General features: G+C 42.3%; 13 protein-coding genes. All 13 read left to right on the top strand.

Annotated features, from left to right (window positions below; genetic code table 11):
* Positions 1-442: 442 nt before the first annotated feature.
* The 13 genes from sufB (at position 443) to ISR87_14365 (ending at position 13190) form a co-directional block, all read left to right on the top strand.
* Positions 443-1885, top strand: a complete 1443-nt coding sequence (gene sufB / locus ISR87_14305; GenBank protein MBL7026611.1) for a Fe-S cluster assembly protein SufB — start codon at positions 443-445, stop codon at positions 1883-1885.
* Between the two features lie 117 nt (positions 1886-2002).
* Complete coding sequence (gene sufC, locus ISR87_14310) at positions 2003-2758, top strand: Fe-S cluster assembly ATPase SufC (GenBank protein ID MBL7026612.1); 756 nt, start codon at positions 2003-2005, stop codon at positions 2756-2758.
* A gap of 14 nt (positions 2759-2772) precedes the next feature.
* Complete coding sequence (gene sufD, locus ISR87_14315; GenBank protein ID MBL7026613.1) at positions 2773-4095, top strand: Fe-S cluster assembly protein SufD; 1323 nt, start codon at positions 2773-2775, stop codon at positions 4093-4095.
* Complete coding sequence (locus ISR87_14320; GenBank protein ID MBL7026614.1) at positions 4070-5305, top strand: cysteine desulfurase; 1236 nt, start codon at positions 4070-4072, stop codon at positions 5303-5305. The genes sufD and ISR87_14320 overlap by 26 nt, the downstream gene beginning before the upstream one ends.
* Positions 5305-5757 (top strand): SUF system NifU family Fe-S cluster assembly protein, encoded by a 453-nt coding sequence (locus ISR87_14325; GenBank protein ID MBL7026615.1) that lies wholly within the window; start codon positions 5305-5307, stop codon positions 5755-5757. The genes ISR87_14320 and ISR87_14325 overlap by 1 nt, the downstream gene beginning before the upstream one ends.
* A 21-nt stretch (positions 5758-5778) precedes the next feature.
* Positions 5779-6114 carry a DUF59 domain-containing protein gene (locus tag ISR87_14330; protein MBL7026616.1) on the top strand — a complete coding sequence of 112 codons (336 nt, stop codon included), beginning with the start codon at positions 5779-5781 and terminating at the stop codon, positions 6112-6114.
* A 1-nt stretch (position 6115) separates the two neighbouring features.
* Positions 6116-6592, top strand: a complete 477-nt coding sequence (locus ISR87_14335; protein MBL7026617.1) for an Rrf2 family transcriptional regulator — start codon at positions 6116-6118, stop codon at positions 6590-6592.
* 201 nt (positions 6593-6793) lie between these two features.
* The gene (locus ISR87_14340) at positions 6794-8179 is read left to right on the top strand and encodes a sigma-54-dependent Fis family transcriptional regulator (GenBank protein MBL7026618.1); all 1386 of its coding nucleotides are present in this window, start codon (positions 6794-6796) and stop codon (positions 8177-8179) included.
* Positions 8180-8308: 129 nt separating this feature from the next.
* A complete protein-coding gene (locus tag ISR87_14345; protein ID MBL7026619.1) occupies positions 8309-9913 on the top strand; it encodes a type II/IV secretion system protein in 1605 nt (534 codons plus the stop codon).
* Positions 9913-11136 carry a type II secretion system F family protein gene (locus ISR87_14350; protein MBL7026620.1) on the top strand — a complete coding sequence of 408 codons (1224 nt, stop codon included), beginning with the start codon at positions 9913-9915 and terminating at the stop codon, positions 11134-11136. Before ISR87_14345 ends, ISR87_14350 begins: the two co-directional genes overlap by 1 nt.
* A gap of 681 nt (positions 11137-11817) precedes the next feature.
* On the top strand, positions 11818-12219 hold the full coding sequence (locus tag ISR87_14355) for a prepilin-type N-terminal cleavage/methylation domain-containing protein (protein MBL7026621.1): 402 nt from the start codon (positions 11818-11820) through the stop codon (positions 12217-12219).
* A gap of 42 nt (positions 12220-12261) precedes the next feature.
* Positions 12262-12681, top strand: a complete 420-nt coding sequence (locus tag ISR87_14360) for a prepilin-type N-terminal cleavage/methylation domain-containing protein (protein ID MBL7026622.1) — start codon at positions 12262-12264, stop codon at positions 12679-12681.
* Positions 12681-13190: a prepilin-type N-terminal cleavage/methylation domain-containing protein gene (locus tag ISR87_14365; protein ID MBL7026623.1), complete on the top strand. Its 510-nt coding sequence runs from the start codon at positions 12681-12683 to the stop codon at positions 13188-13190. Before ISR87_14360 ends, ISR87_14365 begins: the two co-directional genes overlap by 1 nt.
* Positions 13191-14053: the final 863 nt, after the last annotated feature.

Raw genomic sequence — 14053 nt, forward strand, 5'->3', positions numbered from 1 at the left:
TCCCCCGAAAATCGGGTAACTTTATCTCGCAATCTTCTGGCTATTTTACTATAATCCATGAGCGCCCTTTCTTGGAGCCCTTTGCAGGACTCGGTTTTTAGTAGAACCATAGGATAGGGCGCTATCCTTTTTATGGCAACACGAAGTACCCCCGTTTTTTGCAAAAACAAGCTCCACCACTTGCAGATTCCTGCAAGCCTTTACTCACCAATACTTTAGTGTCTTTTTAACTCAGTTTTCGGGGGAACTTCAAAATCCATTAGGTCTGACAAGGCTCCAGCTCACTATACTTGCTCTTGGGCAGGTAGCCTTCACACAATTTTTACACATGTACACAGATGAATTCGTTTAATCTTGACTTTTTTGTACAATATGCTTTACTTGGAAGGAAATGATTGACGAGACCAATAAAATGACCCCAAAAAATGATGAAAATATCGCCATGAGCGATGATCAACAGACCATACAAAAAATTACTGATCAAGACTACAAATACGGTTTTGTGACTGATATTGAAATGGAAGAGTTCCCTAAAGGTCTTGACGAAAATATTGTCAGGATGATCTCAGCCAAAAAGAAAGAGCCTGAGTTTATGACGGAATGGCGATTAAAAGCCTACCGGCACTGGCGTAAGCAAAAAGAACCAAAATGGCCGAAACTGGAATATTCCGAAGTTGATTATGAAGATCTCTACTACTATGCCGCTCCGAAAAAAGAAGCCCCAAAGAGTCTCGATGAAGTCGATCCTGAGCTGCTTGCCACTTTTGAAAAGTTAGGTGTTCCCTTAGAAGAGCGAGAGTTGCTGGCTGGTGTGGCTGTGGATGCAGTCATTGATAGTGTGTCTGTTGCAACAACCTTTAAAGGTAAACTTGGAGAATTGGGCATTATCTTTTGCCCCATCAGTGAAGCCATACAGGATCATCCTGATTTGGTCAAGAAGTACCTTGGCACTGTTGTCCCCTATACAGATAATTTTTATGCCACGCTGAATTCAGCTGTTTTTAGTGATGGAAGCTTTGTCTACATCCCGCCTGGTGTACGCTGTCCCATGGAGCTTTCCAGTTATTTTAGAATCAATGCCTCCAAGACGGGTCAATTTGAACGGACCCTCATCGTGGCGGATAAAGGCAGCTATGTAAGTTATCTTGAGGGTTGTACGGCTCCCATGCGCGATGAGAATCAGTTGCACGCTGCTGTGGTTGAACTTATTGCTCTGGATGACGCCGAAATAAAGTACTCGACTGTCCAAAATTGGTATGCAGGAAATAAAGAAGGGGTTGGTGGTATCTTTAATTTTGTGACCAAACGGGGACTCTGTGGTGGAAAAAATTCCAAGATATCATGGACTCAGGTTGAAACGGGTTCTGCCATTACCTGGAAATATCCAAGTTGCGTGTTAAAGGGCGACAACTCAGTCGGTGAATTCTATTCCGTGGCCCTGACCAATAATTACCAGCAGGCAGATACAGGCACAAAGATGATCCACCTGGGCAAGAACACCCGTAGCCTGATTATATCCAAGGGTATTTCTGCCGGAAAAAGCAACAATGCCTATCGCGGTCTTGTGAAGGTGAATGCCAAGGCCGAAAATGCTCGCAACTATTCACAGTGTGACTCCCTGCTTATTGGTGATCAGTGTGCTGCCCATACGTATCCCTATCTGGAGATTGAAAATCCTAGCGCCCAGGTTGAACACGAAGCCACCACCTCAAAAGTATCTGAGGATCAAATTTTTTATTTAAATCAGCGGGGAATTTCCACTGAAGACGCTGTGGGAATGATTGTCTCGGGTTATGCCAGAGAGGTCTTTCAACAACTCCCCATGGAATTTGCTGTAGAAGCCCAGGCTTTGATGTCTGTGAGTCTTGAAGGCTCGGTAGGGTAAATGAGTTACATGAGTTAGATGAGTTTTGGAAGATATAAAATGAATGATCAAATAATTTGTAGTAGAAATACCTTAAATATTCTCTGCGACTTTGCGGTTCTGCGAGAGGGGAAATAGATGTTATCCATTAAAAATTTACAAGTTTCAGTAGAGGAAAAGCCAATTCTAAAAGGGCTAAACCTTGAGGTAAAACCAGGTGAGATCCATGCCATCATGGGTCCCAACGGTTCAGGAAAGAGCACACTGGCTCATGTTCTGTCTGGTCGAGAAGGATATCGCGTTGATGCCGGATCTGCTCAATACAAGGGTCTCGACTTATTGGAGATGGCACCTGAAATTCGTGCCCGTGAGGGAATGTTCCTCGCATTCCAGTACCCCATTGAGATTCCCGGAGTTAACAATACATCATTTTTAAAAAAAGCTCTCAATGAAGTCCGCAAACACCGGGGTGAGGAAGAGTTGGATGCCATCGATTTCTTGAGCCTTATCAAAAAGCAAATGAATCTGGTGGAAATGAAAGAAGATCTCCTCAAGCGCCCCGTGAATCAGGGGTTTTCAGGTGGCGAGAAGAAGCGGAACGAGATTTTGCAGATGGCAGTACTAAATCCCACGTTGGCCATCCTGGACGAAACTGATTCAGGTCTCGACATCGATGCCTTGCGTATCGTGGCAGGCGGTGTTAATAAATTACGTACCGCTGACAACGCCTTCGTGGTCATCACCCATTATCAACGACTCCTGGATTATATCATTCCTGATTTTGTACATGTTTTATCTGATGGTAGGATTATCAAATCAGGTACCAAAGAATTGGCTTATGAGCTGGAAGAACGCGGCTATGACTGGCTAGTTGAAGAATCAGAAAAAGTTTAGGTGGGGAATCTGTAGTGGCTCAGCAAACAAATAATTTTCCAGAGTGGCTAAACCAGCGGGTTGACTCTGATTCATCCTTCGTTTTCTCAGAGGCTGTGAGGTCTCCCTCCCTCTCTAAATTGGCTGGAGGTGTTTTCCCTACACGCAAGGACGAGGAATGGAGATACACCCCTCTCGGCCCCATCCTTAACTCCAACCCCGGCAAAGATATTGCCGCGGCATTGGATATTGAATTTGTTACAAGCCTGAAGCATGCTGTGCCAACTGCCCATACTATCATCTTTTTAAACGGTGAATATTCAGATGAATATTCAGATGATCCAGTGGATTTTGAAAATGCTGGATTGAGCATCACCCATCTATCCCAGCTTGAGGGTCCTTCGCTAGAAATGGCAGAAGACATTATTCTCAATTCCAATCTAACTGATGACAATATTTTCCAGCATATCGCACTTGGGCTATCTCAAGCTGGTCTATTCATTGAAGTGGATAAAAGTGCGGATTGCAAAACGCCTATACATATAATTCATATAAGTACGGCTCACAGCGCGATGACGTTTACCAATCCAGTCAACATCATCAGATTAGCAATTAATAGTCACCTAAAAGTTATTGAGCAATATGCTTCACCTGGTGATGCAGCCGTTATCACGGTCCCGGCAAACTATATTAAATTGGAAGATGGGGCTGGTCTTGACTATTACAGAATTGGCCTCGAAAACGCAGAGACACAGCATGTCTGCAATACATCAGTGAAAGTAGGTGGATCAGGATCCTTCAGGTCACACCAATATCTCCTGGGTTCACATCTAACTCGATCCAACCTGGAAGTAAGCTTTACCGGTCCAGGTGCAGAAGCAGTGCTAAGGGGGGTTTATCTGGGTGATGATAAGCAACACCTGGATGTGAGAACTTATCTGGATCATGCCCATCCCCATTGTAGCAGTGACCAACATTTCCGTGGTATTCTAAATGGACATTCAAGAGGGGTGTTTAACGGATTGGTGCTGGTACGCAAGCACGCACAGCAAACAGATGCACAGCAATCCAATAAAAACCTGCTTCTCTCTAGAGATGCCCGGATTGACACAAAACCTCAACTTGAAATCTATGCTGACGATGTGAAATGTGCCCACGGTGCAACCGTAGGTGAGTTGGATTCAGATGCCCTATTCTATCTTCAGTCCAGGGGAATTGGTAAAAAAGATGCCACCCTCATGCTCACCAGAGCATTTGCAGCCGAAGTTACACAGGAAATTAATATTGATTCGCTGCAAGCCTATGTCCAGGGCAAAATTGCAGCCTCATTGGATGAGATGGTTGCTCCTGGTGTTTGACATCAATAAAATTCGTTCTGATTTCCCCATCCTTGGGACCAAAATCTATGGTAAACCTCTGGTATATGCTGACAATGCTGCATCAACTCAAAAGCCCCAGCAAGTCATAGATTCCATTTCAGATTTGTACTCAAATCATTATGCAAATATCCACAGGGGTGTGCACTATCTCAGTCAGAAGTCCACTGCGCTGTATGAAGGCGCCCGCGAAACTGTAAAAAACTTTATCAATGCGAGTAAGGTCGAAGAGATCGTATTCGTACGTGGGACAACGGAAGGGGTAAACCTGGTGGCCAGCAGCTTTCTGGAGCCGCTGCTAAAACCTGATGATGAGATATTGATTTCTGAAATGGAGCATCACTCCAATATCATTCCCTGGCAGTTGACGGCAGAGAGAACTGGTGCGCAGCTCAAGATCATTCCCCTACTGGAAAATGGTGAACTGGATTTGAGTGCATTGCCTGATTTACTCGGACCAAGGGTGAAACTGGTTGCCGTAACTCACATGTCAAATTCTCTGGGTACGATTAACGATGTTTCCCTCATCATTGATCAAGCCCATGCTCTGGGTATTCCAGTGTTAGTAGATGGGGCTCAATCTATTGCCCACATGTCAATAGATGTTCAAGCGCTGGATTGTGATTTCTTTGTGTTTTCAGGTCACAAAATTTACGGTCCTACTGGGATTGGAGCTCTTTATGCAAAAGAAGAGCATTTGCTCACCATGAAACCATATCAGGGTGGTGGAGATATGATCCTGAGTGTGAGTTTTGAGAAAACTGAATACAATGACATTCCCTACAAATTTGAAGCCGGTACCCCGAACATTGAGGGGGCCATCGGAATGGCAACTGCACTCAACTATGTTTCCGATCTGGGTATTGAAACCATAGATAAATATGAGCAGGACCTTTTGGTTTATGCGACCAGGCAGTTCTCAGAGATTCAAGGGTTGAGGATTATCGGAGAAGCACCCAATAAGGGCAGTATTATCTCTTTTGTTCTGGATGGGATTCATCCCCATGATGTGGGCACCATTATGGATATGGAAGGTGTTGCTGTTAGAACAGGTCACCACTGTACTCAACCGGTCATGGAGCACTATGACATCCCCGCCACAACTCGTGTCTCCCTGTCATTTTACAATACAGTGGATGAGATTGATGAAATTACAAGGGCCATTAATAAGGTGAAGGAACTCATGGGCTGATGTCAGATTTAAGAGAGTTGTATCAGGAAGTCATCCTGGACCACAATAAAAATCCCCGCAATTTCAGGAAACTGGAACTTCATTCTCATCATGCAAATGGACACAATCCCCTGTGCGGTGATAAGTTGGAACTTTTCCTCTACGTAGTGGACGGTATCATAAAAGACATATCCTTTGTGGGTAGTGGCTGTGCAATATCCACTTCATCAGCCAGTCTGATGACTCAATTCCTTAAGGGTAAGTCAATCGTGGAAGCACAACATTATTTCGAACATTTTCATGATCTGGTAATAGGCAAGGGGCTGGATGATGATGCACTGGAAAGTCTGGGGAAATTAGGTGTTTTTGCCGGTGTACAAGAGTTCCCCGCCAGAGTTAAGTGTGCCAGTCTTTCCTGGCATACCCTCATGAATGCCCTAACTGATACTGATGAAACAGCCGCAACTGAATAGCTAAATAATTGGATTCTATATATGAATGACAATGTGCCAGAAATTGATTTAAAAGAAATAGAGGACAAGATTGTCTCTACCATCAAGACCATTTATGATCCTGAGATTCCTGTCAACATTTATGACCTGGGTTTGATCTATGATGTAAAAGTCACTGAAGAACTGGAAGCCTACGTAAAGATGACGCTGACTGCGCCAAACTGTCCAGTTGCTGGTTCTTTGCCAGTATCGGTGAAACAACAAATCCTCCAGGAAGTTCATGAATTGGAATTCGCCGATGTGGAGATTGTCTGGGAACCTCAATGGCACAAAGATATGATTAGTGAGGCTGGTTTACTTCAGCTCGGTTTACTCTAAAATGAAACTTAGCGCTCAAGAAGAATACGGTATTAGATGTTTGCTCCACATTGGTCGCAAGACTGAGGGGGGCGGTAGCAGTATATCTACCATCAGCAAAGCGGAAAAAATCACTCCCAGCAATACAGCTAAACTGGTTCGCATTCTGCGCATGAATGGATTTGTGGAAAGTAGTCGTGGAAAAGATGGCGGCTATACCCTGGCCAAAGCACCCGAAGATATTTTGCTCAGCGAGGTATTTGAGGTTCTGGGTGGAAAATTATTTGGTGAAGGCTTCTGTGATCACTATGCGGGGACTGGTAATGTTTGTGCACATTTTGACCACTGTACTGTCAGGTCTTTTTGGTGTGCTATCCAATCCGTATTGGATCACGTGCTTAGTCAAACGACTTTAAAGCATCTTATGGACCCTACTGGATTGGGTTGGTGGGAGACCTGTTTGACTGCAAACCCCCTTTTATCACAACAGTCATCTTAATATTTTACAATATTTTAGGCCATTACACCCATTGGTTAAGGATGTTAAATATGACAAATCTCACCCTGGAAATTAAATGTTACAATTGTCGTATTTATAATACACAATTGCTATTTTTAGTCTATATTAAATCCTTCCTTCGAGAAATGATGGGAAGATTACCAAAAGTGACTTAAAAATATGCACATGTAAGAAGCGATTATGAACAGTATGCAAAAAAACCACGCCCGAGTGCTCATCGTTGATGATGAGCCAGACATCACCCATCTTTTTGAGAACTTCTTAAGTGATCTTGGCTATGATATCTCAACAGCCACTGAACCTGAAGAAGCTATCGAACTATTCGAAAAGGAAGATTTTGATGTAGCTGTTCTGGATATCAACATGCCTCGCATTAGTGGATTGAAGTTGTTGGAACAGTTTAAGCAGACAAATCCTCAACTTATTGTCATTATGGTGAGTGCTATTCAGGATACGGATATCGTTGTTAAATGTATCCAGCATGGTGCTTATGATTATCTTGCAAAGCCGATCATTGACCTCAACCAATTGCAAATTAGAATTTCCCGCGGATTATCTGAAAAGCGTATCCGTAGTGAGAATATTGCTTTAAAGAAAGAGCTGAAGCGACACACTGATTTTCTGGAAATAGAAGCTCATTCTGCAGTCATGCAGAAAATTCTTGAAAAGATCAGCACCGTGGCTGATTATAATACAACAGTTCTGCTCACTGGTGAATCAGGTACAGGTAAAGAAGTTGCTGCCCGTCTGGTTCATCAACAAAGTCGTAACAACCGTGGTTCCTTTATTCCCATTAACTGTGGCAGTATTCCCGGGACTTTATTAGAGAGTACTCTGTTTGGTCATGAGAAGGGATCCTTTACTGGCGCAAATGAACGTAAAAAGGGTGTTTTTGAAGAATCTCATAATGGAACTATTTTCCTGGATGAGATCACCGAGACTACACCAGAGTTTCAAATTCAACTCTTACGTGTTTTGGAAACCAGTACTATTCGTCGTGTGGGTGGAAGTGTTGAAATTCCCCTCAATCTTCGAGTAGTGGCGGCAACCAATCAACATATTGACGAGTTGGTGAAGATGGGTCGTTTTCGGGAAGATTTATATTTTCGATTAAATGTGTTCCATATTGAGATTCCACCTCTCCGAGAAAGACGTGAAGACCTACCCGTGATCATTGAGTATCACTTAAAACGCCTGTCCAGCGCAATGGGAAAGAGTGTCACTAGAATTGCCCCAAAGGCATTCCAAATATTCAACACCCATGACTGGCCTGGTAATATCCGTGAATTGGTGAATGTGTTAGAAAACGCAATGATAATGTGCAAAGGTGATTCCATCTCAGTTTCGGATTTACCCACACACCTCTTAAGTGGCGGCAGCAGCATGGTTCTCAACCAAAATAACATGGTTGACAATTATGCTGAAGCTAAGGAAGAGTTTGAAAGGATATATTTTCAAGCCCTTCTACAGCAAACCGAGTTGAATATTAGCAAAGCCGCCCAAACTGCAGGATTGAGTCGTCAACATCTGCACTTGAAGCTAAAAAAACTAGGCATACAAAACTGATAATTATATCGATTTTACCACTGCCCATATTAGAATAGCGACATATTCCCCTTTTTACATTCGCTCAATGTTGTTTACATTACGTAGCTTATGATTAATTAATTGCAAGCGCAGCAACTGAGAAAGTAGATGGAACTAGTTAAAGAAGAAACCTCCCCAAGCCTTGGTGCAATACAGGCTGAAGGAATTTCAGAAATATATGGTACCTTTGGTCTGAAAATGACCAGCCTAAAAGGTATAGCCTCTTTTGCGACTGGTATTGCTCTCAAAATCTCAGAAGAAGTATGTCAGTTTCATCAAATAGTTCCCATTGATGTTAAGGATGATGGTACCGTTGTCATTGCCATGGCTGATCCGCTTGATATGGTTGCTGTCCAGATTATACGCTCAAAGATCAAGCAGGATATAGCTACCGTTTGGGCTGACTCTGATGAGATTGAGTTCGCAATTGGTTCCATTTTCTCTGATAAAAACACCTTCGAAGACACATTACAGGATCTGGTTGAGGTCGAAGATGACATGGAAGAGGAAGATGAAGTTGATGAAGATAGTATTGATATTCTTCGAACCCAGGCGACTGATGCGCCTGCTGTAGTTTTTGTCAACTCCCTGCTAGTCCAATCAATTCAGGAACGTGCCAGTGATATTCACATTGAACCTCAGGAAAACAACCTGCGAATTCGTTTGAGAATTGATGGAATGTTGCGTGAGTTCCCTCCTGCGAATAGAAGACTTCAATCTGGTGTAATTGCCAGAATAAAAATTCTAGCTGACCTTGATATTGCCGAGAGGCGCATCCCGCAGGATGGTCGAGTCAAGTTTAAGATTATGGGCCGGAGCGTTGATGTCCGTTGCTCAACCATCCCCGGTATTTACGGCGAAAAGATAGTTATGCGTATCCTTGATCAAGGATCAACATCTTTGGTCCTTGATGATCTGGGATTCGAGGAACATAAGCTAATTCTTCTGAAAGAAAAGGCCAACGCAGCCAATGGTATGATCCTGGTAACAGGACCTACTGGATCTGGAAAAACGACGACCTTGTATTCAGTACTAAATTATGTAAATAGTCCCCAGTTGAATATCATTACTGTGGAGGATCCAGTTGAGTATAGACTTGAAGGAATTAACCAGGTACAGGCTCGTCCCAACGTGGGGCTAACCTTTGCTTCGGCCTTGAGATCGATTCTGCGACAGGATCCGGATATTGTCATGGTTGGTGAGATTCGAGATCTTGAAACTGCTGAAATCGCTATTAAAGCAGCCCTTACCGGTCATATGGTGTTAAGTACCCTGCATACCAACAATTCAGTTGCGACCATCATTCGTTTACTTAATATGGGCATAGACAAGTATTTGATCGTATCTTCAATAACAGTAATTGTTGCTCAGCGATTGGTTAGAAGGGTCTGCTCCAGTTGTCGAGAGCCTGTAGAGCCAAGTGATGATATTAAAATGTTTATGGAGCGACAGGGTATTGACTTAACGCAATCTACCTTTTACAAGGGTAAGGGGTGCAAACAGTGTTCCGGTTCAGGTTTTTGGGGTCGCATGGGAATCCATGAAATATTATTTATGAATCCCAATATTAAAGAGCTCATCATCAATGATGCATCTGAGATGGAGATTCGTAAGGCTGCAGAGGAGGCTGGCACTTTGTCACTCTTTGAGGAAGGATTGATCAGAGCAAGAAAAGGTTTGACTACTCTAGAGGAAGTCATTAGGGTTGCTTGATGGGTAATTTTCGATACATCGCAGTTGATCTTAAAGGCAAGCGTACTGAGGGTACTCTGGGTGGTTTCACTCGCGAAGAAGTTAGTGCTGAGTTACGTCGTATGGGTCTCAAACCCGTAAGCGTAGAACCAGTTCGTAAGAAAAAGCGAGAATGGAAGCTCAGTGAGATCAATCTCAGCCCACCAAAAATTGATCCATCCCTACAAGTTATATTTTTTCGTGAATTATCAACTTTGCTTGATGCAGGTATCCAATTGGTGGATGCCATTTCAATTATTCAATTACAGTTTGAAGATAAACACTTTCAAAAGGCTATTGGCGAGATTTTGGTATTTGTAAAGTCTGGTCACCCCTTTTCAGATGCGCTCGCTGAGCATAAACACATATTTCCACCCTTTGTCATTTCTTTGGTCACAGCTGCAGAAATGGGTGGCGGGTTGGACAAGATTCTGACACAGATTGCAGTGTATATAGAAAAAGAAGATGACGTGCGTAAGCGTCTTAGCTCTGCTACCAGTTATCCAAAATTTATTGGAATGTTTTTCGCTGTTGTTCTCATGGGAGTGATGTTTGGACTCATGCCCAAATTCGCTGATATATTTGCAAGTTTTGGTGCCGAGTTACCCATGTCCACACAGATAATGATCGATTTAAGTACTTTTCTCCGGAATAATCTTATCATAGAAGCAATTCTGATTGGTGGACTTTGGATAGGCTTTAAGGCGTTCGCAGTATCACCGAAGGGAAAGTACTTCCTTGATAAGCATGTCTTCAAATTACCCGTGGCTGGTCACATTATACACAAATCTATGGTTTCCAGATTTGCTAAGACGCTTTCAGTATTGATCCGAGCTGAAGTTTCAATTGTGAATGCACTAAAAATTGCCGGAAACACCTCGGACAATGAATACATCAAAGAAATCACTGAGCATGTCGCCTTGCAGGTCACCCATGGCCGTAGTATGGGTGGACAACTAGCAAAATATACGGATGTCTTTCCCATCATGGTTAGTTCCATGATAACAGTTGGGGAGAAATCTGGTGCTTTGGCCATTATGCTTGAAAAGATTTCCGAGTTTCATGAAGCTGATTTCAACACTGCCGTGGATAAGCTATCTAAAACCATTGAACCAATCATTATGGGTGGTCTAGGTGTTGTCATTAGTATCATTATTGTGACGCTCTATCTACCCATCTTCCAGATGAGTTCTGCCATCCATTAAACCCCCTATCTGATCCACACAATATTCCCCTCATCCGGTACTACTTTTAGCAATTCGATAGACTACTCCGATTGCCTGGTATCATTAAGCCATTCACGTCATAAAACATTTTTATAAAATACTTTTGTTTTTGTGATATTTTTTACGTAAACCTAGTGAGACTTATTTGATTAATTGTTTGCCAGCAAGGGTTTGACGGTTAAATCTCAGAGAAGTGAAGCATCATAATTTCGTCATAATAATGCTACATTTCACAAGAAGTTGCTGGCAATTCAACCACTTACAAAAGGCAACTATGCCATTCAAGAATCTATTGTTAGCAGAATATTACAGTGTACATATAGTACTGTATTTTATAATTTTACAAATATAACTGATATACGTCGTAAGGTTTTTCCTGATTAAAATATAGGGAATACCTCTTGGAATAGGGGGGTTGTTGTTCTAATTTTAAGACATCTTAGTGGAATCGCTCTTTGTAATTGTTACATATAATCAATTAGCATATTTATGTTACATTTTTTTATATATATGTTTATTATGCACTTATGGCATAAGCTTCGTGTTGGCACAACCTTTGAACTTAAATAAGACCATGACGCGATTGTATTTATCAAAAACACTAAAATGCGATTCGCTGAACAAACGTAAAAAAAAAGTCCTTAGAGGAGGATATTAAAAATGAAAAGAAATAGTGGTTTTTCACTAGTCGAACTGATGATCGTTATTGTGATCATCGGTGTATTGGCAGCTGTTGCAGTGCCAATCTATAGCAACAACGTAATGAAAGCTAAAATGAGTGAAGCTGATGCAGCTCTCGGAAGTATCAGAACACAGCTTCGTGTGTACTATGGCGAAAATGGAGCATATCCTGTTGCCGCTTCTGGCACCACAATCGTTGGTGCAGCCTGGAACGACATCAATACTGGTGAGCTCAACGGTAAGTACTTCGCCGATGCTTCATATACCTATTATGGGTATGCATCCGGTGATTCCTTCACTGTCACTTGTGCAGCTGGATCGATCCTGGAATCTGATCGTACACTTGATCAGTCAGGTACTTTAGCCGGTGGTATTGAATAGTACGACTAGTTTATTTATGGTAAACTAGGTTTTTTGAAACTGATGAATAATCAAGGTTATACCCTCGTTGAGGTTATGGTCTCTGCTACGCTCTTAGCAATCATTGTCCTTGGTACTATGCAGTACTTTACATTGAGTCGCTGGGAAGTGGAAAAGGGAATCAGAGCTCAACTAGCCTGGGCCAATATGGCCTCCCGTATGGAAAAAGCCATAGACCTTGGTTACGATTCTCTTCAAGATAGTCTACCTGAGACTTCGGTATCCCTGATACTTAACGGTATTCAGGGATACCGTACTACTATCGTCACTTCAGTTGATGATAGTTCTGATGGATATTGGCCCGCTGACACCTCCCTACCCGATTACTACGATGTAACCATAAAATTTGCCTGGTTTAGAACCAACAACATCACTGATAGTTTAAGCTGCAGCTTCTCTGAAGAACGCGGCTGGACTTATTGATGAACATGCGCTCCCGCAACAATCGAGGTTTTTCTCTCGTTGAGCTGACATCAGCAATGGTTGCCAGTGCAATTTTGGTCCTTGGGTTTGGATCCGTTATTGTAATGAGTCGTCAACAGTTAACAGATACAAACACTCGCGTTGGCTTGGGATACGATCAGGTCATTATTGATCGGTATGTCCGCACAAAACTCACATCCACAGTAAGCGATTCCATGCGCATTTATGCGGATTCCACGGCTGAAGCATCTAATACTACCAGTACCTCAGGAACCATCCTCAGGGCGGTTGATGCGGATTCCACCATTTATCATCTCAAACTTGCTAACAATACACTCCTGTGGGTTACTGATGATTCAGTTACTCATAACCCTGTTGATAGCAGGATATCAGATCTTCTTTTTACAGAGCGAGTAGGGAACATTAACAAAATCTTAAATGTCAGCATGAATTTAATCTCTGATGAAGACACGCTTGCTGTCGCCTGGACCCTAACACTCAGAAATTAGCTTTACCCCGCTTTCAATTTGGACAACTCTCATTCTTAGGCTTTGCCTTCTAAGTTCTGCATAACATCGATGACCACTGAGACCATAGCTCTTGACGCTCCTCCCATTTAAACAACCACCAATATGAATACAGTGAACAAGGATGTCATCATACCTGCTGCTCCCTTCAATATCTCGAATAGTGATCCTTCCACTATTTCACATGTAGTAAGATTTTCTCAAATCCGTGAATAGCGCCATACTGTGGCTACCTAATAAATTTACTCCTGTATGTCCTTTGTGATATTTGATACCTGATGGACGGTGGAGGCTCTTCCAGAAGGACATAACTTCTCCAGGAAGAGATACAATCCCCTCGTGGCAATCTGAAGCAGTTGGATCTAAAAGTAGTGGCTAGCGTCCATTAAGTAATCGACAGGCTTCAGGGAGCCCCTAGAACTGAGTGTTACATCCTTTGACCAAATGGGGAGGGTGTTCATGCCCCCAAAATAGTATTCAGATATATGATGTTTTTAGTCTGTTCTCAATAATACACACTTTTTTCTATTATATGCACCTTATTTTATATACTTTCACTTATTATTAGATTATGCCTCCCGTCATAATCCCTTAAACAACGTAATATTTTTAATACATAATCCCTGGATTAGGAGATTTTGAGAGTTTGTCTTATCCCGATGTTAAGCTTCACTATTGAATATGCATACAAATTATTACACTTACATATCATACTGTATTATATATGGTTATGCTGTCCTCAGTCTTGTATTTCAGTGACTTTTTGACGTTTTAAGCCCTCTTTTTCTCATGATTCTATTCATCATGTTGTAATTTTATGACATATTTTGATTACATCCAGGTTG

The sequence above is a fragment of the Candidatus Neomarinimicrobiota bacterium genome (genome assembly GCA_016784545.1).
Classification (GTDB): domain Bacteria; phylum Fidelibacterota; class UBA8477; order UBA8477; family JABMPR01; genus JABMPR01.